23 protein-coding genes and 1 pseudogene are annotated in these 25454 nt (G+C 73.7%); 14 read left to right on the top strand and 10 right to left on the bottom strand.

Going from position 1 to position 25454, the window contains the following annotated elements; translation table 11 throughout:
• Positions 1-58 precede the first annotated feature (58 nt).
• Positions 59-985: a DMT family transporter gene (locus SGLAU_RS06440; RefSeq protein ID WP_078957620.1), complete on the bottom strand. Its 927-nt coding sequence runs from the start codon at positions 983-985 to the stop codon at positions 59-61.
• Between SGLAU_RS06440 and SGLAU_RS06435 the strand changes: the two genes are divergently transcribed.
• Positions 984-2453, top strand: a complete 1470-nt coding sequence (locus SGLAU_RS06435) for a PLP-dependent aminotransferase family protein (RefSeq protein ID WP_043499142.1) — start codon at positions 984-986, stop codon at positions 2451-2453. The genes SGLAU_RS06440 and SGLAU_RS06435 overlap by 2 nt on opposite strands.
• 12 nt (positions 2454-2465) lie before the next feature.
• Here SGLAU_RS06435 and SGLAU_RS06430 read toward each other — a convergent pair whose 3' ends face one another.
• Positions 2466-3077, bottom strand: a complete 612-nt coding sequence (locus tag SGLAU_RS06430; RefSeq protein ID WP_043506337.1) for a DUF6461 domain-containing protein — start codon at positions 3075-3077, stop codon at positions 2466-2468.
• 129 nt (positions 3078-3206) lie between these two features.
• Here SGLAU_RS06430 and SGLAU_RS06425 point away from each other — a divergent pair, with 129 nt between their 5' ends.
• Positions 3207-3830 (top strand): histidine phosphatase family protein, encoded by a 624-nt coding sequence (locus SGLAU_RS06425; protein ID WP_052413642.1) that lies wholly within the window; start codon positions 3207-3209, stop codon positions 3828-3830.
• On the opposite strand, the gene SGLAU_RS06420 is transcribed toward SGLAU_RS06425, so the two are convergent.
• Positions 3812-4258 (bottom strand): DUF6314 family protein, encoded by a 447-nt coding sequence (locus tag SGLAU_RS06420; protein WP_043499139.1) that lies wholly within the window; start codon positions 4256-4258, stop codon positions 3812-3814. The two genes, SGLAU_RS06425 and SGLAU_RS06420, sit on opposite strands and share 19 nt — an antisense overlap.
• A 143-nt stretch (positions 4259-4401) precedes the next feature.
• On the opposite strand from SGLAU_RS06420, the gene SGLAU_RS06415 reads away from it, so the two are divergent.
• The gene (locus SGLAU_RS06415) at positions 4402-6891 is read left to right on the top strand and encodes an alpha-L-arabinofuranosidase C-terminal domain-containing protein (protein ID WP_043499137.1); all 2490 of its coding nucleotides are present in this window, start codon (positions 4402-4404) and stop codon (positions 6889-6891) included.
• Between the two features lie 264 nt (positions 6892-7155).
• Here the strand turns inward: SGLAU_RS06415 and SGLAU_RS06410 are convergent, their stop codons facing one another.
• On the bottom strand, positions 7156-7872 hold the full coding sequence (locus SGLAU_RS06410) for a DUF6215 domain-containing protein (RefSeq protein ID WP_043499135.1): 717 nt from the start codon (positions 7870-7872) through the stop codon (positions 7156-7158).
• A 156-nt stretch (positions 7873-8028) separates the two neighbouring features.
• Here SGLAU_RS06410 and argC point away from each other — a divergent pair, with 156 nt between their 5' ends.
• From argC to SGLAU_RS06385, 5 genes are all read left to right on the top strand, one after another.
• Positions 8029-9057, top strand: a complete 1029-nt coding sequence (argC, locus tag SGLAU_RS06405; RefSeq protein WP_043499133.1) for an N-acetyl-gamma-glutamyl-phosphate reductase — start codon at positions 8029-8031, stop codon at positions 9055-9057.
• 112 nt (positions 9058-9169) lie between these two features.
• Entirely contained in the window at positions 9170-10321 is a 1152-nt protein-coding gene (gene argJ / locus SGLAU_RS06400) for a bifunctional glutamate N-acetyltransferase/amino-acid acetyltransferase ArgJ (protein WP_043499131.1), read from the top strand.
• Positions 10318-11229, top strand: a complete 912-nt coding sequence (gene argB, locus SGLAU_RS06395) for an acetylglutamate kinase (RefSeq protein WP_043499129.1) — start codon at positions 10318-10320, stop codon at positions 11227-11229. Before argJ ends, argB begins: the two co-directional genes overlap by 4 nt.
• Positions 11226-12422: an acetylornithine transaminase gene (locus SGLAU_RS06390; RefSeq protein WP_043499127.1), complete on the top strand. Its 1197-nt coding sequence runs from the start codon at positions 11226-11228 to the stop codon at positions 12420-12422. The genes argB and SGLAU_RS06390 overlap by 4 nt, the downstream gene beginning before the upstream one ends.
• A 7-nt stretch (positions 12423-12429) precedes the next feature.
• Positions 12430-12969, top strand: coding sequence for an arginine repressor (locus SGLAU_RS06385; protein WP_043499125.1), 540 nt, complete (start codon positions 12430-12432; stop codon positions 12967-12969).
• A 66-nt stretch (positions 12970-13035) separates the two neighbouring features.
• Here the strand turns inward: SGLAU_RS06385 and SGLAU_RS06380 are convergent, their stop codons facing one another.
• The 5 genes from SGLAU_RS06380 to SGLAU_RS06360 all read right to left on the bottom strand — a co-directional run bounded on the left by SGLAU_RS06380 (position 13036) and on the right by SGLAU_RS06360 (position 17419).
• Positions 13036-13773 carry an FAD:protein FMN transferase gene (locus tag SGLAU_RS06380; protein WP_043499123.1) on the bottom strand — a complete coding sequence of 246 codons (738 nt, stop codon included), beginning with the start codon at positions 13771-13773 and terminating at the stop codon, positions 13036-13038.
• A gap of 43 nt (positions 13774-13816) precedes the next feature.
• Complete coding sequence (locus SGLAU_RS06375) at positions 13817-14578, bottom strand: FMN-binding protein (RefSeq protein WP_043499121.1); 762 nt, start codon at positions 14576-14578, stop codon at positions 13817-13819.
• A gap of 30 nt (positions 14579-14608) precedes the next feature.
• The gene (locus tag SGLAU_RS06370; RefSeq protein ID WP_043499120.1) at positions 14609-15991 is read right to left on the bottom strand and encodes a ferric reductase-like transmembrane domain-containing protein; all 1383 of its coding nucleotides are present in this window, start codon (positions 15989-15991) and stop codon (positions 14609-14611) included.
• A 76-nt stretch (positions 15992-16067) separates the two neighbouring features.
• Entirely contained in the window at positions 16068-16769 is a 702-nt protein-coding gene (locus SGLAU_RS06365; protein WP_043499118.1) for a L,D-transpeptidase family protein, read from the bottom strand.
• Positions 16770-16825: 56 nt separating this feature from the next.
• Complete coding sequence (locus SGLAU_RS06360) at positions 16826-17419, bottom strand: pyridoxamine 5'-phosphate oxidase family protein (protein WP_043499115.1); 594 nt, start codon at positions 17417-17419, stop codon at positions 16826-16828.
• Between the two features lie 207 nt (positions 17420-17626).
• Between SGLAU_RS06360 and argH the strand changes: the two genes are divergently transcribed.
• The 4 genes and pseudogenes from argH to SGLAU_RS06340 all read left to right on the top strand — a co-directional run bounded on the left by argH (position 17627) and on the right by SGLAU_RS06340 (position 22317).
• Positions 17627-19054 carry an argininosuccinate lyase gene (argH, locus tag SGLAU_RS06355; protein ID WP_043499113.1) on the top strand — a complete coding sequence of 476 codons (1428 nt, stop codon included), beginning with the start codon at positions 17627-17629 and terminating at the stop codon, positions 19052-19054.
• 57 nt (positions 19055-19111) lie between these two features.
• On the top strand, positions 19112-20083 hold the full coding sequence (locus SGLAU_RS06350; RefSeq protein WP_043499112.1) for an aldo/keto reductase: 972 nt from the start codon (positions 19112-19114) through the stop codon (positions 20081-20083).
• 123 nt (positions 20084-20206) lie between these two features.
• On the top strand, positions 20207-20758 hold the full coding sequence (locus tag SGLAU_RS06345; protein WP_244315180.1) for a TetR/AcrR family transcriptional regulator: 552 nt from the start codon (positions 20207-20209) through the stop codon (positions 20756-20758).
• A pseudogene (locus tag SGLAU_RS06340) lies at positions 20755-22317 on the top strand (MFS transporter). Before SGLAU_RS06345 ends, SGLAU_RS06340 begins: the two are co-directional and overlap by 4 nt.
• 194 nt (positions 22318-22511) lie before the next feature.
• Here the strand turns inward: SGLAU_RS06340 and SGLAU_RS06335 are convergent.
• Positions 22512-23141: a lysophospholipid acyltransferase family protein gene (locus tag SGLAU_RS06335; protein WP_078958020.1), complete on the bottom strand. Its 630-nt coding sequence runs from the start codon at positions 23139-23141 to the stop codon at positions 22512-22514.
• A gap of 562 nt (positions 23142-23703) precedes the next feature.
• Between SGLAU_RS06335 and SGLAU_RS06330 the strand changes: the two genes are divergently transcribed.
• Both SGLAU_RS06330 and SGLAU_RS06325 read left to right on the top strand, forming a co-directional pair.
• The gene (locus tag SGLAU_RS06330) at positions 23704-24867 is read left to right on the top strand and encodes a glycerophosphodiester phosphodiesterase (protein ID WP_043499106.1); all 1164 of its coding nucleotides are present in this window, start codon (positions 23704-23706) and stop codon (positions 24865-24867) included.
• A 74-nt stretch (positions 24868-24941) separates the two neighbouring features.
• Positions 24942-25445 (top strand): sigma-70 family RNA polymerase sigma factor, encoded by a 504-nt coding sequence (locus SGLAU_RS06325; RefSeq protein WP_043499104.1) that lies wholly within the window; start codon positions 24942-24944, stop codon positions 25443-25445.
• Positions 25446-25454 lie beyond the last annotated feature (9 nt).

Here is a 25454-nt window from a genome sequence, read left to right as displayed (position 1 = left end):
CGGTCCGTGGCCGCGAGCCCGCGGCGCCACGGCCGGACGCGTCCCGACGGCGCACCGTTCAGCCTCGCGCCCGCTGGGTGACGGCGATGCACACGAGCACCGCCGCGGCCGTCAGCGGGGCGGCCACCGTCAGGTGCTCGCCCAGCAGCAGCACCGACCACACCAGTGTGAGCAGCGGCTGGGCCAACTGCAACTGGCTCGCCTTGGGGATGCCGATGGCGGCCATGCCCCGGTACCAGACGACCAGCCCGAGGAACTGGGAGCCGGCCGCCACCCACAGCAGACCGGTCACGGAGTGCGCGGTGAGGGTCACCGGCTCGTACGCCAGCGCGACCGCGGCGGCCGGGACGCTCAGCGGCAGGCACAGCACCAGCGCCCAGCCGATCACCTGCCAGCCCGGCATCACCCGGGCCAGCCGCCCGCCCTCGGTGTACCCGGCCGCGCAGACCAGGAGGGCGCCGAAGAGACAGAGGTCGGCGGTGCCGAGCGCGCCGCCGCTCTGCTGCACGGTGAACGCCACCACCGCGGCCGCCCCGGCGAGAGCCGCCGTCCAGAAGGTGCGGGAGGGGCGGGCGCCGGTCCGCAGGGCGGACAGCGCGGCGGTCGTGAGCGGCAGCAGCCCGACCACCACGGCCGCGTGCGAGGTGGTCGAGGTCTGCAGCGCGAGCGTGGTCAGCAACGGGAAGCCGAGGACCACCCCGGCGGCCACCACGGCGAGTCCGGGCAGGTGCCCGCGCGCCGGCAGCGGAACGCGCAGGGCCAGCAGGCAGCCGCCCGCGATCAACGCCGCCAGGACGCTGCGCACGGCCACCAGCGACCAGGGCCCGAACCCCTCCAGGCCCCAGGCGGTGGCGGGGAAGGTGAGGGAGAAGGCGACGACGCCGAGCGCGGCCTGGAGGGTTCCGGCGGAGGCCCTGTCCCGGGCGGCGGGTGGAGTGTCGACCGCTATCGCGGTCGGCGGGATAGCGCTACTCTGTGCTCTCATGCAAGAGCGTAGCAGTGTCGGTGAACTGGCGGAACAGCTTCGGAGGGAGCTGGACCGCTACTCTCCTGGTGGAAAGCTGCCATCGAGTCGCGCCTTGGTCGAGCGGTTCCGGGTGAGCCCCGTGACCGTCTCGCGGGCGCTGGCCCAGCTCGCCGCCGAGGGGCTGGTGGTGACCCGGCCCGGAGCCGGGGCGTTCCGCGCCGAGCCGCGCGCCGCGGCCGCGGCCGGCGGGGACACCTCCTGGCAGGAGGTGACCCTGAGCGCGGACACCGCCGCCGAGCCCGTCCCGCGCTCGGTGGACGCCTCCGGGGTGCTGGTCTCCCTCGCCGCGCCGCCGCCCGGGGTCATCGAGTTCAACGGCGGTTACCTGCACCCCTCCCTGCAGCCCGAGCGCGCGATGGCCGCGGCGCTCTCCCGCGCGGGGCGGCGCCCCGGAGCCTGGGGCCGGCCGCCCATGGAGGGGCTGCCCGAGCTGCGCGAATGGTTCGCGCGCAGCATCGGCGGTCCCGGCGGGGCGGTCACCGCCGCCGAGGTGCTGATCACCTCCGGCGGCCAGTCCGGGCTGACCACCGCGCTGCGCGCGCTCGCCCCGCCCGGAGCCCCGGTCCTGGTCGAGTCCCCGACCTACCCGGGCATGCTCGCGATCGCCCGGGCGGCGGGCCTGCGCCCGGTGCCGGTGCCCGTGGACGCCGACGGGGTACGCCCGGACCTGCTCGCCGACGCCTTCCGGGCGACCGGCGCCCGGGTCTTCGTCTGCCAGCCGCTCTTCCAGAACCCCACCGGAGCCGTGCTGGCCCCGCAGCGGCGGGGTGAGGTGCTGCGGATCGCCCGCGAGGCGGGGGCCTTCGTCGTCGAGGACGACTTCGTCCGGCGGCTGGTGCACGAGGACGCGCCGCCGCTGCCGCGACCGCTCGCCGCCGACGACCCGGACGGCGTCGTCGTGCACGTCTGCTCGCTGACCAAGGCCACCTCGCCGAGCTTCCGGGTCAGCGCGCTGGCCGCCCGCGGCCCGGTGCTGGAGCGGCTGCGCGCCATCCAGGTCGTGGACACCTTCTTCGTGCCCCGGCCGCTCCAGGAGGCGGCGCTGGAGCTGGTCGGCTCGCCGGCCTGGCCGCGCCATCTGCGCGCCGTCTCCACGGCGCTCAAGGCCCGGCGGGACGCCATGACCTCCGCGCTGGCCGCGCACCTGCCCGAGCTGGCCCTGCCGCACATCCCGAGCGGCGGCTATCACCTGTGGCCCCGGCTGCCCGAGGGCGCCGACGAAAGTGCGCTGACCGCGGCCGCCCTGCGCGCGGGCGTCGCCCTCACCCCGGGCCGCCCCTACTTCAGCGCGGAACCGCCCGCCGCGCACCTGCGGCTGAGCTTCGCCGCGGTCGCGGGCACGGCGGAGATCACGGAGGGCGTGCGCCGGCTGCGGGTGGCCTGCGACGAGGTGTTCCGCGACCGGGGCGCCCCGGCGGCGGGCTGACCGGGCCGCCGGCTACGGGCGGGGGACCGGAGCGATGCCGCAGGTGAACTCGGCGGTGTCGAACAGCCGCGGGGTCAGGCGTATGCCGGTGAGCCGGTGGGCGAGGGCCAACGCGGCCTCGGTGTGTCCGTCGTGGTCGCACGCGTCGGTGTCGCGGAGGTCGAAGCCCGCCTCACGCATCTCGGTGAGGAGCGCGTCGGGGTGGCTGCCGTCGCGGTGGTGAGCGAAGAGCGGCTCGAAGTGCGGGCGGACCGTGCCGTCCTCGTACCAGGTGAAGTGGTCCACCGCGTTGACGTTGCGGAAGTGGGAGACCACCGTGCGTCCGCGCGACAGCGGCAGCATCGCCTCGTCCACCGTGCCGAGACAGCCGTTGTGCTCCACCATCAGGGCCCAGTCGCCCACCGTGGTGGCGCCCACGAACAGCCGGTAGGGGGAGCCGGCCTCGTACGACGGATCCACCAGGTCCGCCACCCCGGTGTACCGGCCGGCCGGCTCGGCTCCCAGCCGCCGCAGCAGCTCCTCGGCGGTGAGGCCGCGCACCAGTGTCACGCAGTGCGCCTCCATGAGGTCCGCGTACCGCTCCTCCAGCCAGCCGTAGTCCGCGGCGGTCGTGATCCCGTTCATGCTCCGCAGCATCGCACCACCCACTGACAGTCCCCTCCGGCCGGGTACGGCCGGTGACCGCGCGGAACCCTGAGTGATGCCTCGGCTGCGGCTCTTGACCCGCGCACGCGCGCGGCTCACCATCCCCGCATGGCAGTTCGGGTCACGTTCGTCGCCACCGCGCGCAGCTCCCCGGGGCCGGCGGAGCGCTTCGAGGACGACCGGCCGCTGGACCGGGCGGGCTGGGACGACGTGCGGCGCGCCGGCGGCGAGCTGCTGCCGCTGGCGGCGGCCGAGCTGCGCTACTGCTCGCCCACGCCCCGCAGCCGCGCCACCGGTGACGCCCTCGGCTTCGCGCCGCTGGCGCAGCTCGCCCTGCGGGACTGCGACATGGGCCGCTGGCGGGGGCTGACCCTGGGCGAGGCGATGGCCCGTGAGCCCGAGGCGGTGGACGCCTGGCTCGCCGATCCGCGCGCCACCCCGCACGGCGGCGAGTCACTGCTCGCGTTCATCGGCCGGGTCGGCGGCTGGCTGGACACCCGGCCGCGGGAGGACGGCTGCCGGATCGTCGCGGTGGCCGAGCCGTCGGTGATCCGCGCGGCGCTGGTGTACGCGCTGAGGGCGCCCGCGGCGACGTACTGGAGCTTCGACGTCCGGCCGCTGTCGACGACCACGGTGACCGGGCACGCGGGCCGCTGGCACCTGCGCTTCGACGGCCCCTCCGGTGGCCCGCACGCCGGCTCCCGCGCCTGGGCTCAGCCCACGCGCGCGTAGTCCGTCGTCAGCACCAGGTCCTTCGCCGGGCCGCGGACCCGCCACACGGTCCGCCAGTGGTCCGTGTCCCGGACGGTGAACTCGCCGCGGTAGAGGTCGGCCGCGCAGGGGTGGCGGGCGACCCAGTGCCCGGTCGTCAGATCGAGGTCGTGGAACGGGCGTCCGTCCGCGAACCGCACCTCGGCCGTCCCGGCGCCGTCCGGTCCCGGCAGGAAGCGCAGCGTCCGCCCGGCGGGCCGGGCGACTCCGTGCCAGAGGAAGGATCCGGACTCCCGGTGCAGCAGCGCACCATCCTCCATGCGGCCGAAAACCGTCGTTCCCCGGAAGCGGCCCTCATCCCCGGTCGCCAGATCCCGCACCGACCGGTCCACCCGCCAGCTCCCGGCCAAGAACTCCAGTACCTCCGGCACTGGCCAGAACTCACCCATCGCCCACCGCTCTCCGTCCCCGTCCGCCGTCGCGTGACCCATTGACGCGTACCCGCCCCCTCCCTATCTTGCCGTTCGAAGTGCTGACCAATGTCCGATATTTCGAACAACTCCTTCCCGGAGCAGAGAGCCGCGGAGTATCCATGTCACGCACCGCCCGCACCACCCGCCGGAGACTGGGCCCGGCCGCCACCGCCGTCCTGGCCGTCTCCTGCGTGCTCGCGCCCGCGCCCGCGCACGCCGGGACCGTCACCGACTACGCGATCACCGTCGACCCGTCCGCCGCCGGCGCGACGATCGACGACACCATGTACGGCGTCTTCTTCGAGGACATCAACCGCGCGGCCGACGGCGGCCTGTACGCCGAGCTGGTGCAGAACCGGTCCTTCGAGTACTCCACCGCCGACAACACCTCGTACACCCCGCTGACCTCCTGGACGGTCGACGGCACCGCGCAGGTCGCCGACGACGCCGGCCGGCTCAACGAGCGCAACCGCAACTACCTCTCCCTCGGCGCCGGTTCCTCGGTGACCAACGCCGGCTACAACACCGGCATCCGGCTGGAGCGGGGCAAGAGGTACGACTTCTCGGTGTGGGCCCGCGCCACCTCGGGGACCACCCTCACCGTCTCCCTGAAGGACGCCGCCGGCGAACTGGCCGAGGCCCGCCGGATCGGCGTCAGGGGCGGCTGGGCCAAGTACACCGCGACCTTCACCGCGAGCCGCACCGTCAACCGCGGCCGCCTCACCGTCGCCTCCTCCGCCGCCGTCGCGCTCGACATGGTCTCGCTGTTCCCGCGCGACACCTACCGGAACCAGCCCAACGGCCTGCGCAAGGACCTCGCCGAGAAGATCGAGGCCCTGAAGCCGGGCTTCCTCCGCTTCCCCGGCGGCTGCCTGGTCAACACCGGCTCCATGCAGGACTACAGTGAGGCCGGCGGATGGCAGCGCAAGCGCGCCTACCAGTGGAAGGACACCGTCGGCCCGGTCGAGGAACGCGCCACGAACGCCAACTTCTGGGGCTACAACCAGTCCTACGGCCTCGGCTACTACGAGTACTTCCGCTTCGCCGAGGACATCGGCGCCATGCCGCTGCCCGTCGTCCCCGCCCTGGTGACCGGCTGCGGCCAGAACCGGGCCACCGACGACCAGGCCCTGCTGCGCCGGCACGTCCAGGACACCCTCGACCTGATCGAGTTCGCCAACGGCCCGGCCGGCTCCACCTGGGGCGGGGTGCGGGCGCGGATGGGCCACCCCAAGCCCTTCGGCCTCACCCACATCGGCGTCGGCAACGAGGAGAACCTGCCCGACGAGTTCTTCGCCCGCTTCCAGGAGTTCCGCGCCGCGATCGAGGCGGAGCACCCGGAAATCACCGTCGTCTCCAACTCCGGTCCCGACGACACCGGCAGCACCTTCGACCGGCTGTGGCAGCTCAACCGCGCAGCCGGCGTCGACCTGGTCGACGAGCACTACTACAACAGCCCGCAGTGGTTCCTGCAGAACAACGGCCGCTACGACAGCTACGACAGGAACGGCCCGAAGGTCTTCCTCGGCGAGTACGCCTCCCAGGGCAACGCCTTCAGGAACGCCCTCGCCGAGGCCGCGTTCATGACCGGTCTGGAACGCAACGCCGACGTGGTCAAGCTCGCCTCCTACGCCCCGCTGCTCGCCAACGAGGACTACGTGCAGTGGCGGCCGGACCTGATCTGGTTCAACAACCGCGCCTCCTGGAACTCGGCCGGCTACGAGGTCCAGAAGCTGTTCATGAACAACACCGGCGACCGGGTGGTCCCGTCCACCGCGACCGGCACCCCGGGCGTCAGCGGCCCGATCACCGGCGCGATCGGCCTGTCCACCTGGGCGACCAGCGCCGCGTACGACGACGTGAGGGTCACCGCCGCCGACGGCACCACCCTGCTGAGCGACGACTTCTCGGGTGACGCCTCGCGGTGGACCCACTCCGGCGGCGGCAGCTGGACGGTCCAGGACGGCGCCTACGTCCAGACCGACACCGAGGCCGAGAACACCCTGGTCACCGCGGGCGACCCGGCCTGGAAGGACTACGACCTGCACGTGAGGGCCACCAAGAGGTCCGGCAAGGAGGGCTTCCTGGTCGCCTTCGGCGTCAAGGACACCGGCAACCACTACTGGTGGAACCTGGGCGGCTGGAACAACACCCGGTCCGCCGTGGAGCAGGCCTCGGACGGCGCCAAGTCGACGCTGCTCTCCGAGCCGCACGCGATCGAGACGGGCCGCTCCTACGACATCGACGTCAAGGTGCGGGGCCGCCAGGTCGGCCTCTACCTGGACGGGCGGCTGTGGGGCAGTTTCACGGACGACAAGCCGGCCGAACCGTTCCGTCAGGTCGTCACCGAGGACCGGCGCACCGGTGACCTGATCGTGAAGGTCGTCAACGCCCAGCCCACGGCCGCCCGTACGGCGATCGACCTGGGCGGCGCCGACGTCTCCTCCCGGGCCCGGGTGACCACCCTGGCCGCGGACCCGGAGGACGTGAACACCGAGACGGACACCCCGGTCACCCCGGTGGCCTCCACGTTCTCGGGCGTCGCGGGGAAGTTCACCTACACCTTCCCGGCGAACTCGGTCACCTTCCTGCGGATCAGGCAGAGGTAGCGCCGGGCCGGTGCGCGGGCCGCCGTCCCGGTGCGGCGGCCCGCACCTGGACGGGCGTGCGGTGCCGGAGACCGGCGTCCCCCTGCGCGTGGCCGCCCGCGCGGCAGGGCGGCCCGCCGCCGCGGTTCGCGGCCGTCGCGGGGCCCGGCCGGGCGGCGTGGCAGTCCAGCACGGCGCGCGCGGAACGCTCGGCCGTCGCGGGGCCCGGCGGCGGCCGTCAGGGGGTTCCGTGCGGCGCGAACGCCGCGGTGGGGCGAGCCGTCCTCACGCGCCGCCGGCCCACCGGGGAACCGTCGGCAGGACCTTCCCGGCGACGCGCAGCAGCACCGCGTCGTCCGGCACCCCGCCGTCCGCGCGCCACAGGCTCACCTCGAAGGAACCGCCGCTGTCCGCGGCGTCCCGCGCCACGGACACCACCCGGGCCGGGACGCCGGGCTCGCTGCGCGAGTCGCCGCCGTCGAGACGGAAGCTGACGCTGATGGTGCGGCTGGAGTACAGGACGGCCGGGCGGCCCAGGAACGTCCGCTGCCGTGCCTCGGGCCCCAGGAGCCTGGCGGACCCGGCCACCGGAAGACGGTCGTACGTGGCCGCCAGCGTCACCGTGTAGGTGTCGAACTCGACCTGCGCGGACGGGGTGGCGATCTCCGTGCCGCCGCCCGTCCGGAAGGAGCCGTCACTGCCGTTCGCGGTCTTGGCGGCCTGCCCGGGCGTGCCCAGCAGTTCGGCGAGGTCGGAACGGTTCAGGGCCTCGCACAGCTGCGCCCCGGTGACGCGCCGGGACGAGGTCTGCCCGGCGCTGTCCCCGCTGGAGCAGGCGGCCGGCGACGGGGTGCCGTCCGGGGCCGCGGACGAGGGCGACGTCTGCTGCACGGTCCACAGCCCGATGCCGAGCGCCCCCACCAGCGCCAGGGCCGTGACCGCCTGTGCCCATGGACTCGGCCGCCGTGCGGGCGCGCCCGTGCTCTGCCCGTGTTCCGTCATGTCCCCCGCCTGCCTGGTCCCCCCGAACGTGCCCGGGGACCCTAACTCCTTGATCGTCGGGCGGGCAAGGACGTTCCGCGCCCCGGCGGCCGGGTGGGCCGTGATTGCATAAACGTGCAGCGAAACGTATAGTCATGCCATCCAGGAGGAGGTTCCATGACGGTACGTGCGGCGGTGGCCGGAGCGAGCGGGTACGCGGGCGGTGAGCTGCTGCGTCTGCTCCTCGCGCACCCCGAGGTCGAGATCGGCGCCCTGACCGCCAACAGCAACGCCGGGCAGCGCCTCGGCGCGCTCCAGCCGCATCTGCTGCCGCTGGCCGGCCGGGTGCTCCAGGAGACCACCGCGGACGTGCTCACCGGGCACGACGTCGTCTTCCTCGCGCTGCCGCACGGGCAGTCCGCCGCCGTCGCCGAACAGCTCGGCCCGGACGTCCTCGTCGTCGACATGGGCGCCGACTTCCGGCTGCGGGACGCCGCCGACTGGGAGCGGTTCTACGGCTCGCCGCACGCCGGCACCTGGCCCTACGGCCTTCCCGAACTCCCGGGCGCCCGCGCCGCGCTGGAGGGGTCCAAGCGCGTCGCGGTGCCCGGCTGCTACCCCACGGCCGTCTCCCTCGCCCTCTTCCCGGCCTACACCGCCGGACTGGCCGAGGCGGAGGCCGTGATCGTCGCCGCGTCCGGCACCTCCGGCGCGGGCAAGGCGCCCAAGCCCCACCTGCTGGGCAGCGAGGTCATGGGCTCCATGACGCCGTACGGCGTCGGCGGCGGCCACCGGCACACGCCCGAGATGATCCAGAACCTGAGCGCGGCGGCCGGGGAGCCCGTGAGCGTCTCCTTCACCCCGACCCTCGCCCCGATGCCGCGCGGCATCCTCGCCACGTGCAGCGCGAAGGCCAGGCCGGGAGTCACCGCGGAGTCCGTCCGCGCCGCCTACGAGAAGGCCTTCGCCGACGAGCCCTTCGTCCACCTGCTCCCCGAGGGGCAGTGGCCGGCGACGGCGTCCGTCACCGGTTCCAACGCCGTCCAGGTGCAGGTCGCCCACGATCCGGCCGCCGGACGCGTCATCGCCGTCAGCGCCATCGACAACCTGACCAAGGGCACCGCGGGCGGTGCCGTCCAGAGCATGAACATCGCCCTGGGTCTCGACGAGACCACGGGTCTTCCCACCACCGGAGTCGCACCGTGAGCCGGGGACACCTCCCCGCCGCGCCCGCGGGAGCGCCCGCGGCCACCGGGCCGCGGGCGACGACGACCGCACCCCCGCGCCGCACGGGCGAAGAAGCGAACGAGGAGATGCAGTGAGCGTCACGGCAGCCAAGGGATTCCAGGCGGCGGGCATCGCCGCCGGGATCAAGGAGAACGGCAATCCCGACCTGGCCCTCGTGGTCAACACCGGGCCGCGCCGCGCCGCCGCGGGCGTCTTCACCTCCAACCGCGTCAAGGCCGCCCCCGTGCTCTGGTCCGAGCAGGTCCTCAAGGCCGGCGAGCTGACCGCCGTCGTCCTCAACTCCGGTGGCGCCAACGCCTGCACCGGCCCCAAGGGCTTCCAGGACACCCACGCCACCGCCGAGAAGGCCGCCGAGGTGCTGGACATCGGCGCGGGCGAGGTCGCCGTCGCGTCGACCGGCCTCATCGGTGTCCTGCTGCCCATGGACAAGCTCCTGCCGGGCATCGAGAAGGCCGCGCGGGAACTGTCCGAGCACGGTGGCGAGAAGGCGGCCATCGCCATCAAGACCACCGACACCGTCCACAAGACGTCGGTGGTGACCAGGGACGGCTGGACCGTCGGCGGCATGGCCAAGGGCGCCGGCATGCTCGCCCCGGGCCTGGCCACCATGCTGGTGGTGCTCACCACCGACGCCGACCTGGACAGCGCCACCCTCGACAAGGCGCTGCGCGCGGCGACGCGCACGACCTTCGACCGCGTCGACTCCGACGGCTGCATGTCGACCAACGACACCGTGCTGCTGCTGGCCTCCGGAGCCTCCGGCGTCAGCCCCGGGTACGACGCGTTCGCCGCGGCCGTACGGGCCGTCTGCGACGACCTCGGCCAGCAGCTGATCCGGGACGCCGAGGGCGCCAGCAAGGACATCAGGGTCGAGGTGATCAACGCCGCGACCGAGGACGACGCCGTCGAGGTGGGCCGCTCCATCGCCCGCAACAACCTCCTCAAGTGCGCCATCCACGGCGAGGACCCCAACTGGGGCCGGGTGCTCTCCGCGATCGGCACGACCCGGGCCGCGTTCGAGCCGGACCGGCTGAACGTCGCCATCAACGGCGTCTGGGTCTGCAAGAACGGCTCCGTCGGCGAGGACCGCGACAAGGTCGACATGCGCTACCGCGAGGTGCACATCGTCGCCGACCTCGCCGCGGGCGCCGAGACCGCCACGATCTGGACCAACGACCTCACCGCCGACTACGTCCACGAGAACAGCGCCTACTCCTCATGAGCACTCGCAAGCACACCGCGCTCCCCAAGGCCCAGATCCTCATCGAGGCGCTGCCCTGGCTGGTCCGGCACAACGGCAAGACCGTCGTCATCAAGTTCGGCGGCAACGCCATGGTCGACGAGGAGCTGAAGGCCGCCTTCGCCCAGGACGTGGTCTTCCTGCACCACGCCGGTCTCAAGCCGGTCGTCGTGCACGGCGGGGGCCCGCAGATCAGCGCCGCCCTCGACCGGCACGGCATCGTCAGCGAGTTCAAGGCGGGCCTGCGGGTCACCACCGAGGACGCCATGGACGTGGTCCGCATGGTGCTGGCCGGGCAGGTGCAGCGCGAGCTGGTCGGGCTGCTCAACCAGCACGGCCCGCTCGCCGTCGGCCTCACCGGCGAGGACGCGCACACCATCACCGCCACCAGGCACCGGCCGGAGATCGACGGGGAACTCGTCGACATCGGCCGGGTGGGCGAGATCACCGACATCGACACGGGCGCGATCGAGGCCCTGCTCGCCGACGGGCGCATCCCCGTCGTCTCCTCGATCGCCCGCTCCCAGGACGACGGACATGTCTACAACGTCAATGCTGATACGGCGGCTGCGGCACTCGCTGCGGCGCTGGGCGCCGAGACCCTGATGGTCCTCACGGACGTCGAGGGACTGTACGAGGACTGGCCGGACAGCGATGAGGTGATCAGCCGCCTCACCGCCTCCCAGCTGGAGAAACTGCTCCCCGAGCTGTCCTCCGGCATGGTGCCGAAGATGGAGGGCTGCCTGCACGCCGTGCGCAACGGCGTCACCACCGCCCGCGTCATCGACGGCCGGGTCCAGCACTCGATCCTGCTGGAGATCTTCACCGACGAGGGCATCGGCACGATGGTCGTGCCCGACGAGAAGCCGCACGGGCAGGGGGAGTCGTGAGCAACCGGGAACTGACGGCGCGGTGGCAGGGCGCGCTGATGAACAACTACGGCACCCCGCGGCTGCCGCTCGTCCGCGGCGAGGGCACCCGGCTGTGGGACGCCGACGGCAAGCAGTACCTCGACTTCGTCGGCGGCATCGCCGTCAACGCCCTCGGTCACGCCCACCCGGCCGTCGTCGAGGCCGTCAGCACGCAGATCGCCGCCCTCGGCCACGTCTCCAACCTCTTCGTCGCCGAACCCCCCGTGGCCCTCGCCGAACGGCTCCTGGCGCACCTGGGCCGCGACGGCCGGGTCTACTTCTGCAACTCCGGCGCCGAGGCCAACGAGGCCGCGTTCAAGATCGGCCGGCTCACCGGGCGCACCCACATGGTCGCCACCGACGGCGGTTTCCACGGCCGCACCATGGGCGCCCTCGCCCTCACCGGCCAGCCCGCCAAACAGGGCCCCTTCCTGCCGCTGCCCGGCGACGTCACCCACGTCCCCTACGGCGACGCGCAGGCCCTGGCCGCCGCGGTCACCGAGGACACCGCCCTGGTGATCATCGAGCCGATCCAGGGCGAGAACGGCGTCGTCGTCCCGCTCCCCGGCTACCTCAAGGCCGCCCGTGCGATCACCGCCGCGACCGGATCGCTGCTCGTCCTCGACGAGGTGCAGACCGGCATCGGCCGCACCGGGCACTGGTTCGAGTACCAGGCGCACGAGGGCGTCCTGCCCGACGTCGTCACCCTCGCCAAGGGCCTCGGCGGCGGCCTCCCGCTGGGCGCCACCGTCGCCCTCGGCCGCGCCGCCGACCTGCTCCAGCCCGGCCAGCACGGCACCACCTTCGGCGGCAACCCCGTCGCCTGCGCCGCCGGACTCGCCGTCCTCGACACCATCGCGGCCGAGGGACTGCTGGAGAACGTCAAGCGGCAGAGCGAGCGGCTGCGCGGCGGGATCGAGGGCCTCGGCCACCCGCTCGTCGCCCATGTCCGGGGCGCGGGCCTGCTCCTGGGTATCGTGCTCACCGAACCGCTTGCGCCCCAGGTGCAGCAGGCGGCTCAGGACGCCGGTTTCCTGGTGAACGCGCCCGCCCCCGATGTCGTACGGCTCATGCCGCCGCTCAACCTCGGTGACGACGATGTGGCGGCGCTGCTCCAGGCGCTGCCCGGCATCCTCGACGCAGCCCACGGGGACGGACGATCCGGAGAATGAGACGACGATGAGCCAGGCGCAGGATCACGAGCAGACCGCCGGGCCTGCCGTGCCGCAGACCCGCACCGCACGGCACCGCCGGATCGTGGACATCCTCAACCGGCAGCCGGTGCGCAGCCAGAGCCAGTTGGCGAAGCTGCTCGCCGACGACGGGCTGACCGTCACGCAGGCGACGCTCTCCCGGGACCTGGACGAGCTGAACGCGGTGAAGATCCGCAACACCGACGGCGACCTGATCTACGCGGTGCCCAGCGAAGGGGGCTTCCGGACGCCCCGGGCGCCGCTCGGGGAGTCGGCCAAGGAGGAGCGGATGCGGCGGCTCTCACAGGAGCTGCTGATCTCCGCGGAGGCCTCCGCGAATCTCGTGGTCCTGCGGACGCCGCCGGGGGCGGCACAGTTCCTCGCCTCGGCGATCGACCAGGCGGAGCTGCACGACATCCTGGGCACGATCGCCGGTGACGACACGCTGCTGCTGATCTCCCGGCGGCCGGACGGCGGGCAGGCACTCGCCGACCATCTGCTGCGGCTGGCCCAGAACGGGAACTGACCCCGTCCGGCGGGCGCCGGTCCGCGGGCGGTGCCGCGCCGTTCCCGCCACCCCGGGGTGGCCCGCTCAGCCGAGCCGGGAGGCCAGTCCCCCCGTGCAGCGCACCTCGTCGCCCGCCGTGATCAGCAGGGCCTCCGTCTCCGGCAGGGACTCCAGCCAGGCCAGGCCCTGTCTGGCGCCCATCGCGAAGGCGGCCGTCGCCCAGCAGTCGGCCCAGGTGAGGCGGGGAGCCACGACGGTGACCGCGAGCAGGTCGGTCATGGCCGGCCTGCCTGTGCGGGGATCGACGATGTGGGCGCCGCGTTCGGCGGTGCCGGAGGTGGCGACGGCCAGTTCGGCCGTGCCGGCCGAGGAGACGACCGCGGCGAGTCCGCCCGGCCGCAGGGGGTCCGCGACACCCACCCGCCAGGGCCGCGCGGTCCCCGGCACCCCCAGCAGCTGCACATCGCCGCCGCCGTTGACGCTGACCCCGCTCGCCCCGGCCGCCGCCAGCGTCCGGGCCGCCCGTTCGACCGCCCAGCCCTTGACGATGCCGGTCGCGTCGAGCCGGCCCCGCCAGGTGGTGCTGAACCAGCCGCCGGTGATCCGCTCCGCCTCGGCGCCCAGCCGGAGCACCTCGGCGACCTCCGGGTCGCACTGCGCGACGGTCAGCTCACCGCGGGCCAGCCGGGACAGCTGGCTGTCCTCGCGGTAGGTGCTGAACACCGCGTCGGCCCGGTGCAGTCCGGCGACCGCCTCGTCGAGGGCGGCACGCACGGTGCGGGGGTCCCCGCCGCGGACGTCGAAGGAGAAGACGGTCCCCATCGCCTCCTCCGTCCGGCGCACCGCGGCGGGAGCCTGTGTCACGTCACTCACCGAGCTGGTCCAGGGCGGACTGGAGGGACTGCCGGTAGCCGGTGCTGGTGTAGGTCGCTCCGGAGACGGCGTCGATGTCCGCGCTGCCGGCGGCGACGGCGGCCCGGTCGAGGCGGGGCACGGCGTCGGCGCTGATCTGGCCGCTGCGGCCGCCGTCCGGCGCCCGGACCGCCGCGGCCTGGGTGATCCGCCCGCCGCTGACGGTGATCCGGACCTGGACCGGGCCGTACCGGGTCTGGGCGGCGGCACCGGTCACGGTGCGCGCCCCGGTCTGCGTGCCGGTCCCGGCTCCGGTCCCGGTGTTCGCGCCGCCCATCCGGTCCAGGGCGGACTGGAGGGACTGCCGGTAGCCGGTGCTGGTGTAGGTCGCTCCGGAGACGGCGTCGATGTCCGCGCTGCCGGCGGCGACGGCGGCCTGGTTGAGGCGGGGCACGGCGTCGGCGGTGATCTGGCCGCTGCGGCCGCCCTCGGGCGCCTGGACCGCCGCGGCCTCGGTGATGCGGCCGCCGCTGACGGTGACCCGGACCTGGACCGGGCCGTACTGCGTGCGGACCGCGTCGCCGGTGACCGTGGCGGTGCGCGTGGCCGCGGCGCCCCCTGGGGCGGCCGGCCCCGCCGCCGTCGGCTGGGGTGCGGCGCCGCCGGCCGCCGAGGCCGGGTCGGTCGCCGGTTTCAGTGACAGCAGCAGCACGATGCCGGACACCGTGGCGGCGGTGGCGAGCAGGGCACGCCGGATCGGGTGACTCTTCCTCATGGCTGAGCAGGCTCCTGGGGTGGCCGTCGCTCACATCTCGAACGACTCGTGGTGGATACGGCGCGCGGGCACCCCCGCGCCGCGCAGCGCCTCGTACACGGACTGCGCGAAACCGGGCGGGCCGCACAGGAAGACGTCGTGCTTGTCGATGCCGGGCACCTTCTCCCGCAGCCGCTCCGCGGAGATGTCCGGGCGGGCCCCGTCCGGACTGTTCACCGCGTACATCAGCCGCGCGCCCCGCTCGTCGGCGATGGCGGCCAGTTCGTCCCACAGCGCCAGGTCCTGGGTGCTGTTGGCCCGGTAGAGGAGGGTGATGTCACCGGCCGCCCCGGGGAGCGTCTCGAACAGGGCCCGCATCGGGGTGATGCCGACCCCGCCCGCCACCAGCAGCACCTTGCCGCGGCTGCGGCGCTGCGCGGTGAGCGCCCCGTACGGGCCCTCCGCCCACACCCGGGTGCCGGGGGCCAGTTCGCGCAGCCGGGCGCTGTGGTCGCCGATCGCCTTCACGGTGATCCGCAGCATGCCCGGGCGGGGTGCAGCCGACAGGGAGTACGGGTGGGAGCTGAAGCGCATGCCCGGGGCGAGGAACCGCCAGCGGAAGAACTGCCCGGCCTCCGCGCCCATCCGGTGCAGCTTCCGCCCGCCGATCAGCACCGACACGATCCCGGGGGTCTCCTCGATCACCGCCTCGACCCGCATCCGGTGCTTCAGGTTGAGGCGGACCGGGGTGAGGATCCGGTACCAGACGACGAGCGCGGTGACCGCGCCGTACAGCCCGTACCAGAACGTCTTCGCGACGGGCTCCACGGCGAAGTCGTTGCCGGTGCTGATCTGGTGCCAGAACGTCAGGTAGACCGCCGCGTACGTCAGCAGGTGCACGTGGTACCAGGCGTCGTACGGCAGCCTGCGGCGGACCCCGCCGGCCGAGAGCAGCCCGATGAGCAGCAGCAGACCGGTGCCGATCGCGGCCTTGCCCATGTCGGGCAGCTGGGTCACCGACTCCACGGTCTGCGTGACGATGTCGCCGAGGCTCCGGCCGGCCTGGAGCGCGTACCCCCACATGACGAGGAAGACGTGCGCGAGGACCAGGCAGAGCGTGTAGCGGCCGGTCATCGCGTGCCAGCGGGCGACCCGGTCGGAGCCCACCCGCCGCTCCAGCGCGGGCACCCGCGCCATCTGGAGCACCACCAGGGCCATCAGATAGCCCGCGAGCAGCCCGGTGATCCGTCCCGCGCCGATGATCCGTCCCGTGGTGTCCGCGATGGCCGGGGTGGTGCGCCACCACAGCCACAGCACCGCGCCCGCCCCGGCCCACAGGGCCAGCAGCAGCGGCACCGCGGGGGAGCGGCGCGGGCGGATGCGGCGCATCGTCTGGCGCCGGGCGGCACGGCCGCCTGCGAGCGTGGTGGTCACGGTTCCTCCGGGGACGGGGGCAACGGGTGTGTCGTGGTCCCTCGGCCCAGAGATACGTGCGCGGCGGGGCGGGTGTTCAGTACCGGGTGACGGCCGTCGGCCCGCTCAGCGTGCCCACCGCGATGTGCGGGCGCCGGGCGGGCTCGGCCCAGGCGAGGATGCGGCGCATGGCGCCCGCGGGCACCGAGACGCAGCCGGCCGTGGCGCCGCGTCCGTCGACGTGCAGGAAGATCCCGGCGCCGCGGCCGCGCACCGGCTGGTCGTAGTTGAAGCCGATGACGAGCGCGTGGGCGTACTGCGTGCCGTAGGAGGGCAGGTGCTCCGCCTCGGTCGCGCGGCAGTCGGCCGGACGGGGCTCGGTCCAGCGGTTGTAGGCGCGGGAGCGGTCGTCCTGGCACCACCAGGAGTCGTGGCGGACCGGACGGTACGGGTAGCTGGTGCCGCGGGGCGCCGCCTCGGTGCCGAAGGCGTACGGCAGGCCGTAGAGCCCGGTGGGGGTGGTGCGGGTGCCCTGGCGGCGCACGGTGCCCTCGACCAGGCCGTTGGCGCCGAACCGGGCGGGCGCCGAGCCCTTCGCCACCCAGCGCGGGCCCCGCCGCTCCCACCAGGTGACCGTGCCGGTCGTGGCGCCGGCGCGCGGTGCCACGGCGGTGATCAGCTGCCGGCCGCCGCCGGTGTCGGCCATCCGGTCGGGCAGCGTGGGCGCGCCCGGCGGAGCGAGGGCGGTGAGGGACGCGCAGGCGAGCAGGGACAGGGCGGCGGCGACGGCGGGGCGCATGCCGTCGACGCTAGCGGTGGAGCGGGCCGCCGTCCGTGCCGCTGGGCCGTTCGGGCTCAGCCCTCCCGGGTGAGCGGGGGCAGCGGCAGCGGGAGGCCCGGCAGCCCGTCCAGGCTGGTCGCCACGTGCTCCTTCTTCTGGAAGTAGGCGTTCAGCGAGGCGTCGTCCTCCCGCGCGAAGCGCTTGGCGTGCAGGTCGCGGTCCTCGTCGTACGACATGAAGGGGACGGCGTACCCGCAGGTGTCGCGGACGAGTTCGGCCGTCACGACGATGACGGCGCGCAGACCGTGTGAGGCGGTGTCGCGGTCCGGGAAACGGGCGAGCAGGTCCGGGAAGCGCGGGTCGTCACGGAAGACCGGCTCGCCGCGGCCGTGGACGCGGACGATGTTCGGCGGGCCCTGGAAGGCGCACCACATCAGGGTGATCCGGCCGTTCTCCCGCAGGTGCGCGATGGTCTCCGCGTTGGAGCCCGCGAAGTCGAGGTAGGCGACGGTGTGCTCGTCGAGGACCGCGAGGGAGCCCTTGAGGCCCTTGGGGGAGAGGTTGACCGTGCCGTCGCCGGCCAGCGGCGCGGTCGCGGTGAAGAAGACCGGCTGCTCCTCGATGAACGTCCGGAGTCTGCCGTCGATGCGTTCGTAAGTCTTTCCCATGTCTAAGGATTATTGGCGCGCATCGCTCATTTGTCCGAGGAATGCGCCGAGTCGATGGGGGACGCCCTGCCGCCGGTGCGGGGCGCCGGTGTCCGCCCGCCGGCCGGATTGACGAGTCATGCAGCGCTCTGCATAATCATGCAGGCCGGAGCGGGCAACGGCTCGTCAGTACGGCTCGTCCACCCACACCCCCGAGGAGCAGCGCAAGTGAGCAGCAACAGCGGTGACGTACGGCTCTGGGGCGGGCGTTTCGCCGACGGCCCCGCCGAGGCCCTGGCGAAGCTGTCCGCGTCCGTCCACTTCGACTGGCGGCTCGCGCCGTACGACATCGCCGGTTCCCGCGCCCACGCGCGCGTGCTGCACAAGGCCGGACTCCTCACCGAGGACGAGCTGGGGCGCATGCTCGCCGGACTCGACCGGCTGGAGGCGGACGTCGCCGCCGGCACCTTCGTGGGCACCATCGCCGACGAGGACGTGCACACCGCCCTGGAGCGCGGCCTGCTGGAGCGCCTCGGCCCCGACCTGGGCGGCAAGCTGCGCGCCGGCCGCTCCCGCAACGACCAGGTCGCCACCCTGTTCCGGATGTACCTGCGCGACCACGCCCGGATCATCGGCGGCCTGATCGCCGAGCTCCAGGACGCCCTCGTCGGCCTCGCCGAGGCCCACCCCGACGTGGCGATGCCCGGCCGCACCCACCTCCAGCACGCCCAGCCGGTGCTCTTCGCCCACCACGTCCTCGCCCACGTCCAGGCGCTGTCCCGGGACGCCGAGCGGCTGCGCCAGTGGGACGAGCGCACGGCCGTGTCGCCGTACGGCTCGGGCGCCCTGGCCGGTTCCTCGCTGGGCCTGGACCCCGAGGCGGTCGCGCGGGACCTCGGCTTCGAGCACGGCAGCGCCGCCAACTCCATCGACGGCACGGCCTCCCGCGACTTCGTCGCCGAGTTCGCCTTCATCACCGCGATGATCGGCGTGAACCTGTCCCGGATCGCCGAGGAGGTCATCATCTGGAACACGAAGGAGTTCTCCTTCGTGACCCTGCACGACGCCTTCTCCACCGGCTCCTCGATCATGCCGCAGAAGAAGAACCCGGACATCGCGGAGCTGGCGCGCGGCAAGTCGGGCCGTCTGATCGGCAACCTGACCGGCCTGCTGGCCACCCTCAAGGCCCTTCCGCTCGCGTACAACCGCGACCTCCAGGAGGACAAGGAGCCGGTCTTCGACTCCATCGACCAGCTCGAGGTCCTGCTCCCGGCCTTCACCGGCATGATGGCCACCCTGACCGTGCACCGCGAGCGCATGGAGGAATTGGCCCCGGCCGGGTTCTCCCTGGCCACCGACATCGCCGAGTGGCTGGTCAAGCGGGGCGTGCCGTTCCGGGTGGCGCACGAGGTGGCCGGCGAGTGCGTGAAGGTCGCCGAGGCCGAGGGCAAGGAGCTGGACGACCTCACGGACGAGCAGTTCGCGAAGATCTCCGAGCATCTGACCCCCGACGTCCGCTCGGTCCTCAACGTGCCCGGCGCCCTCGCCTCCCGCAACGGACGCGGCGGTACGGCGCCCGCCGCGGTGGCCGTACAGCTGGCCGAGGTGAAGGCGGACGTGGCCGCCCAGCACGCGTGGGCGAACGCGAGGAAGTGACGTACGGGCGTCGCGGGTTACGTTGGTCGGGAGTCAGCCGACCGAACGGAGCCCGCGATGCCCTTCGCCCGTCTCTCCACCGCGACGACCCCGACCTGCCACATCGGCCTGGGTCTCGCCGCCGTCGGCCGCCCCGGCTACATCAACCTGGGCCGTGACCGCGACCTCGGCGAGGACCGCAGCGTCGACGCGCTGCGCGAGCGCACCCACGAACTTCTCGACGCCGCCTACGCGCAGGGCGTGCGCTACGTCGACGTCGCCCGCTCCTACGGCCGCTCCGAGGAGTTCCTGGCCGGCTGGCTCGCCGCCCGCCCCGAGATCGACGACGTCGTCGTCGGCAGCAAGTGGGGCTACACCTACACCGCCGGGTGGACCACCGACGCCGAGCGGCACGAGGTCAAGGACCACGGCGCGGGGACGTACGAGCGGCAGCGCGCCGAGACCGCCGCCCTGCTCGGCGACCGGCTCGACCTGTACCAGATCCACTCCGTCACCCCGGACAGCCCGGCCCTGACCGACAAGGACCTGCACGCCCGCCTCGCCGAGGCCGCCGCGCAGGGAGTCACCGTCGGCTTCTCCACCAGCGGCCCCGCCCAGGCCGACGCCATCCGCGCCGCGCTGGCCGTGACGGTGGACGGCGAGCCGCTGTTCCGCACCGTCCAGTCGACGTACAACCTCCTGGAGACCTCCGCCGCCCCCGCCCTCGCCGAGGCCCACGACGCCGGACTCACGGTGATCGTCAAGGAGGGCATGGCCAACGGCCGGCTCGCCGCGCCCCACGCCCCGCCCGAGCTCCGGGCGGTCGCCCGGGAGACCGGCCTGGGCTGCGACGCCGTCGCCCTCGCCGTCGTCCTGCGGCAGCCGTGGGCGGGTGTCGTCCTGTCCGGTGCCGCGACGGCCGCCCAGCTCGCCTCCAACCTGCACGCCGCGGTGGTCGACCTGGACGAGGACCAGCTCACCCGCCTCGCGGCCCTGGCGGAGGACCCGCGCGGATACTGGGAGCGGCGCGGGCGGCTGCCCTGGCACTGACGGACAGCCTCACCCGTCACCCCACCCCGCACGTCACGGGTCACCCCTCACTCGGTCACGCGGCCATGAGTCACGCATGCCCAGTATGAGACAAACATGTCTCACATGGGTTACGGTTGTCTCATGGCCGTCGACCGAGAGCACGTACTGCGCAGCGCCGCCGCCCTGCTGACCCGCAAATCCACCGCGACCATGGACGAGGTCGCCAGGGCCGCCGGAATCAGCCGGGCCACGCTGCACCGGCAGTTCGCCGGGCGCGACGCGCTCGTCCGGGCACTGGAGGCACTGGGCATCGCCGAGTGCGAGGCCGCCCTGGACCGGGCCCGGCTGGACGAGGGCCCCGCGGGCGGGGCCGTCCGCCGGCTGATCCGCGAGATCGAGCCCGCCACCGGACTGCTCGCCTTCCTCTACAGCGAGAACCAGCTGTTCGAGGGGGAGGAGCAGAACGCGGGCTGGGCCCGGATCGACGGCCGCGTCACCGCGGTCTTCCGGCGCGGCCAGGACACCGGCGAGTTCCGGATCGACCTGTCGCCCGCCTGGCTCACCGAAGCCCTCTACGGCCTGCTCGCCGCGGGCGCCTGGTCGGTGCTCGACGGCAAGGTCGCCCGCAACGACTTCCCGGCCATGATCGCCGAGCTGCTGCTCGGCGGCGCTCTACGGAGAGAGGAACCATGACCCGCACCTTGCAGCCGGCCAGCGCGAACGAGGCGGTGAAGCGCCCCGGCCGCTGGCTCGCGCTGTCCGTCCTCGTGCTCGCCGTGCTGCTGGTGGCCGTCGACGCGACCGTCCTCGGCCTCGCGACCCCGTACATCAGTGAGGACCTGGCGCCGACCGGCACGTAGCTGCTGTGGATCGGCGACGTCTACTCCTTCGTCATCGCCGGTCTGCTCGTCACCATGGGCAGCCTCGGCGACCGCGTCGGCCGCAAGCGCGTCCTGCTGGTCGGCGCCACCGCGTTCGGCGCGGTGTCCGTGCTCAACGCCTACGCCACCAGCCCCGAGCTGTTGATCGTCGCGCGGGCACTGCTCGGCGTCGCCGGCGCGACCCTGATGCCCGCGACCCTCGCCCTCATCCGCAACCTCTTCCACGACGCGCGCGAGCGCAGCCTCGCCATCGGCATCTGGGGCGCCACCGCCTCGGCCGGCACCGCGGTCGGCCCGATCGTGGGCGGCTTCCTGCTGGAGCACTTCTGGTGGGGCTCGGTCTTCCTGATCAACCTGCCCGTGATGGCGGTCCTGGTCCTCGTCGGCAGCAAGCTGCTGCCGGAGTCCCGCAACCCGGACCCGGGCCCGTGGGACCTGCCCAGCGTGCTGCTCTCCCTGGTGGGCATGATCGGCCTGGTCTACGCCGTGAAGGAGGCCGCCGCGCACGGCTTCGCGTGGGCGACCCTGGCGGCCGGTCTGCTCGGCGGGGCCGCGCTGTACGGCTTCGTCCGCCGCCAGCTCACCCTGCCCTCCCCGCTGCTGGACATGCGGCTGTTCCGCAACCACGGCTTCAGCGGGGCCGTCCTGGCCGACCTGCTGACCATTCTCGGCCTGTCCGGGCTGGTCTTCTTCCTCTCCCAGTACCTCCAGCTCGTGCAGGGCAGGCGGCCGTTGGAGGCGGGGCTGGCCGAACTGCCCGCCGCGCTCGGCGCGGTGGCGGCCGGTCTGATCGCCGGTGCGGCGGCCCGGCGCTTCTCGGTGCGGTCCGTGGTGGCCGGCGGCCTCGCCGGGGTCGGCCTCGCCCTGGCCTCGCTGACGCTCCTCGACCAGTCCACCGGCTATCCGCTGCTCGGCGCCGCCCTGCTGGTCGTCGGGGCCGGCGCGGGGTTCTCGTTCACCGTGACCGCCGACGTCATCCTCGCCTCGGTGCCCAAGGAGCAGGCGGGCGCCGCCTCCGCGGTCTCCGAGACGGCGTACGAACTGGGCGCCGCCCTCGGCATCGCGCTGCTCGGGTCCATCGTGACCGGCGTCTACCGCGGCTTCCCGTCCCCGCCGGGCACCCCCGAGGGCGCCCACGAGTCGCTGGGCGGCGCGGTGGAGGCGGCCCACGCCCTGCCGGCCCCGGCCTCGGCGGACCTGCTCCACGCGGCCCGCGAGTCCTTCGTGGACGGCCTGGCCATCGCGGCGGGCGCGGGCGCGGCGGTCCTGCTGGCCACGGCGGCCGCCGCCTGGTTCATGCTGAGGGGCCAGCGCCTGGAGGACACCGGGCCCGGACGCTCACCCGAGGGGCACGGGGAACGGCGCGGCTAGGGAAAATCCCCGCCGATCACGCCGGGCCCGCGGAGACGTCCCCAGTGGCTGTCCGGGCTCCCGGCGGACCCCCAGGCGTCCCGGGCCCCGGAGACATCCCGCTGGGGGCGTGGTCGTGGCCCGCGCCGGGGACCGCGGACACACGAAACGGCGGGCCGCCGGGACCGGCAGCCCGCCGCGCACCGCCGAGGGGCCTACGCCGCCTTGGCCTTCGTGGCGTACATGTCCACGTACTCCTGCCCGGACAACCGCATGACCTCGGTCATCACCGAGTCGGTCACCGCCCGCAGCACGTACCGGTCCCGGTCCATCCCCTCGTACCGGGAGAACTCCAGCGGCTCGCCGAACCGCACCGTCACCCGGCACGGCCGCGGCATGCCCGCCCCGCCCGGCTGGATCCGGTCCGTGCCGATCATGGCGAACGGCACGACCGGCGCACCGGTCATCAGGGTGAGCCGGGCGATACCGGTGCGCCCCCGGTACAGCCGCCCGTCGGGCGAGCGGGTGCCCTCGGGGTAGATGCCGAAGACCTTGCCCTCCTCCAGGATCCGGCGTCCGGTCATCAGCGCGGCCACGCCGCCCTTGCCGCCGTCCCGGTCGACCGGGATCATGCCGACCCCGGTGAAGAACCAGGCCATCAGCCGGCCCTTGAGGCCCTTGCCGGTGACGTACTCGTCCTTGCCGATGAAGAAGACCTGCCGGTCACAGACCAGCGGCAGGATCATCGAGTCGATGAAGGTCAGGTGGTTGCCGGCCAGGATGACCGGGCCCTCGCCGGGGATGTTCTCCACGCCCTCCACCCGGGGGCGGAACATCAGGCGCATGATCGGACCGAGCACTGCCTTGATGAGCGCGAAGCGGGACAACGGGCCCTCCGGTGTCGAGAGATCCAATGAGCGAATCGTTATGAGTCTGTGCAGGTGAGGACGATACTCGCGGTTCGTGGGGCCGCGCACATCGGGTTCACCGCGGCCTTACGCACCGTTGACGTACGTTTACCTGCGGCACCGTCCCGGGAGGGCGCGCGACGCGCCCGCGACGGTGTGACGGACATCGCCCGCGGCCGGGGGTCCGTACACCCGTACGGACGGCGCCGCGACCACCGCACCCGGCCCGCCCGCGGTCCCGCGGCGCACCGCGCCCCGGACCCGCACCCCGGCCGGGTCCGGCCGCCCGGCCGGGAGTCCGGCCCCGCAGGGTGTCCTCCTCGCCCGGTTGCCCCGCGGCGGGCCCGCCAAGCCGACGGTCCGTCACCTTGCGCCGCCCTTACGCCATCCGTCGTCATGCATGTGTTCGACCCGAAGCCTCCCCCCGGTCATGTCCGCCCCCCTACGATCGGCGCGCACCACGGCCGAACGCCGGCCGAGCAGATCGCAGGAGGCGCCGATGGGAACGCAGGAGACGAACGAACACGCCCACATCCCCGGACGACGGGCGCTGCTCGGCGCGGCCGTGCTCGGCGCGGGCGGAGCGGTCCTGGGGGCGGGCGGCACCGCGAGGGCCGACGCGAGCAAGGAGGGCCGCGGCCTGAGGAGCCTGCCCGTGCCGACGATCATCGGCCACCGCGGGGCCAGCGGCTACCGTCCCGAGCACACCCTGGCCGCCTACCAGCTCGCCCTCGACATGGGCGCCGACATCGTCGAGGCAGGTGACCTCGTGCCCACCAAGGACGGCCACCTGGTCTGCCGTCACGAGCCGGAGATCGGCGGCACCACGGACGTCGCCGACCACCCCGAGTTCGCGGCCCGCAGGACCACGAAGACCCTGGACGGCGTGCCCACCACCGGCTGGTTCACCGAGGACTTCACGCTCGCCGAGCTGAAGACCCTCCGGGCCAAGGAGCGGATCCCCGCCAACCGCCCGCACAACACCCTCTACGACGGCCGCTGGGAGATCCCCACCTTCGAGGAGGTGCTGCGCTGGCAGGAGGAGCAGACCAGGCGGCGCGGCAGGCAGGTGTGGATCTACCCCGAGCTGAAGCACCCCACGTACTTCCGCAAGCTGGGCCTCGGCCTGGAGGAGCGGGTCGCCAAGCTGCTGCGCGCGTACGGCCGGCACAAGTGGAACTCCCCGGTGATCCTGCAGTCCTTCGAGCCGACCAGCATCCAGCGGCTCGGCAAGCTCGTCGACAACCCGCTCGTGGTGCTGCTGTCCGGGGCGGGCACCCGCCCCTGGGACTTCGTCGAGAGCGGCGACCCGCGCACCGTCGCCGACCTGGTCAAGCCGGCCGGCCTGCGCGAGATCGCCTCGTACGCCCAGGGCATCGGGCCCACCCTGGACCTGGTCGTACCGAGGGACGCGGCGGGCCGCCTCACCCGGCCGACCACGCTGGTCGCCGACGCCCACAAGGTGGGACTGGTCCTGCACCCCTACACCCTGCGCAACGAGAACCCGTTCCTCCCGGCGGACTTCCGCAGGGGCACGGACGCCGACGGCTACGGCGACGTCTTCGGCGCGTACCGCGCGTACTTCGCGACGGGCATCGACGGTGTCTTCACCGACCACCCGGACACCGGTGTGCTGGCCCGCCAGGAGTTCGTCAACGATTGAACCATCGCCCTCCTTTCGGAGTGACTGCAGGCCGCCCGGGCAACTTCCCGCCCGGGCGGCTCGTCGTGCCGCGTATGACGCACGAGCTGCTCACCACGCTGCGCCCGCTGCTCGCGGCGGAGGCCTCCGCCGAGGCGCACCCCGGCACCGAGCCCGCGGACCTGGAACAGGCGGTCTGGCTGCGCCTCCTGGAACACCTCGGCAGCGGTGGCCCGCCCCGCGACCCCGAGCGCTGGCTGCGCCGGGCCGTCCGCGCCGAGGCGCGCCGCACCCGCCGCACGCTCCGCCGCGAACTGCCGTACGACAAGGAGCCGGCCGAGGCCGCCGGCCCCACGCCCGAGCACCTCGCCCTCGCCGCCGCCCGCCGCCGTGACCTGCGGGACGCGGTGCGCCGGCTGCCCGGGCGCTGCCCCGCGCTGCTGGAGGCGCTGTTCTCCCCGCGGGACCTGACCTACCGGGAGATCTCGGGGGAGTTGGGTATCTCACAGGGCAGTCTCGGACCGGAACGTTCCAGATGTCTGGGATGTCTGCGTCGTTTGCTCACACCGGAGGTTGCGGCCCGGAGAGCGCGGGGATAGGAGTGAGGG

Origin of the sequence: Streptomyces glaucescens (assembly GCF_000761215.1) — a bacterium.
In the GTDB taxonomy this organism is placed as follows: domain Bacteria; phylum Actinomycetota; class Actinomycetes; order Streptomycetales; family Streptomycetaceae; genus Streptomyces; species Streptomyces glaucescens_B.
The sequence above is the reverse complement of the archived record's forward strand: the minus strand, read 5'-3'. Positions and strand labels throughout refer to the sequence as shown.

Bases quoted from the DNA above. Each gene is read 5' to 3' on its own strand.
- SGLAU_RS06410 (WP_043499135.1), bottom strand. From the start codon at position 7,872: ATGACGGAACACGGGCAGAGCACGGGCGCGCCCGCACGGCGGCCGAGT.
- argB (WP_043499129.1), top strand. From the start codon at position 10,318: ATGAGCACTCGCAAGCACACCGCGCTCCCCAAGGCCCAGATCCTCATC.
- SGLAU_RS06420 (WP_043499139.1), bottom strand. From the start codon at position 4,258: ATGGGTGAGTTCTGGCCAGTGCCGGAGGTACTGGAGTTCTTGGCCGGG.
- SGLAU_RS06425 (WP_052413642.1), top strand. From the start codon at position 3,207: ATGGCAGTTCGGGTCACGTTCGTCGCCACCGCGCGCAGCTCCCCGGGG.
- SGLAU_RS06440 (WP_078957620.1), bottom strand. From the start codon at position 985: ATGAGAGCACAGAGTAGCGCTATCCCGCCGACCGCGATAGCGGTCGAC.
- SGLAU_RS06380 (WP_043499123.1), bottom strand. From the start codon at position 13,773: ATGGGGACCGTCTTCTCCTTCGACGTCCGCGGCGGGGACCCCCGCACC.
- argC (WP_043499133.1), top strand. From the start codon at position 8,029: ATGACGGTACGTGCGGCGGTGGCCGGAGCGAGCGGGTACGCGGGCGGT.
- SGLAU_RS06350 (WP_043499112.1), top strand. From the start codon at position 19,112: ATGCCCTTCGCCCGTCTCTCCACCGCGACGACCCCGACCTGCCACATC.
- SGLAU_RS06365 (WP_043499118.1), bottom strand. From the start codon at position 16,769: ATGCGCCCCGCCGTCGCCGCCGCCCTGTCCCTGCTCGCCTGCGCGTCC.
- SGLAU_RS06375 (WP_043499121.1), bottom strand. From the start codon at position 14,578: ATGAGGAAGAGTCACCCGATCCGGCGTGCCCTGCTCGCCACCGCCGCC.
- SGLAU_RS06330 (WP_043499106.1), top strand. From the start codon at position 23,704: ATGGGAACGCAGGAGACGAACGAACACGCCCACATCCCCGGACGACGG.
- SGLAU_RS06345 (WP_244315180.1), top strand. From the start codon at position 20,207: ATGGCCGTCGACCGAGAGCACGTACTGCGCAGCGCCGCCGCCCTGCTG.
- SGLAU_RS06360 (WP_043499115.1), bottom strand. From the start codon at position 17,419: ATGGGAAAGACTTACGAACGCATCGACGGCAGACTCCGGACGTTCATC.
- SGLAU_RS06435 (WP_043499142.1), top strand. From the start codon at position 984: ATGCAAGAGCGTAGCAGTGTCGGTGAACTGGCGGAACAGCTTCGGAGG.
- SGLAU_RS06325 (WP_043499104.1), top strand. From the start codon at position 24,942: ATGACGCACGAGCTGCTCACCACGCTGCGCCCGCTGCTCGCGGCGGAG.
- SGLAU_RS06385 (WP_043499125.1), top strand. From the start codon at position 12,430: ATGAGCCAGGCGCAGGATCACGAGCAGACCGCCGGGCCTGCCGTGCCG.
- SGLAU_RS06430 (WP_043506337.1), bottom strand. From the start codon at position 3,077: ATGAACGGGATCACGACCGCCGCGGACTACGGCTGGCTGGAGGAGCGG.
- SGLAU_RS06415 (WP_043499137.1), top strand. From the start codon at position 4,402: ATGTCACGCACCGCCCGCACCACCCGCCGGAGACTGGGCCCGGCCGCC.
- SGLAU_RS06335 (WP_078958020.1), bottom strand. From the start codon at position 23,141: ATGCGCCTGATGTTCCGCCCCCGGGTGGAGGGCGTGGAGAACATCCCC.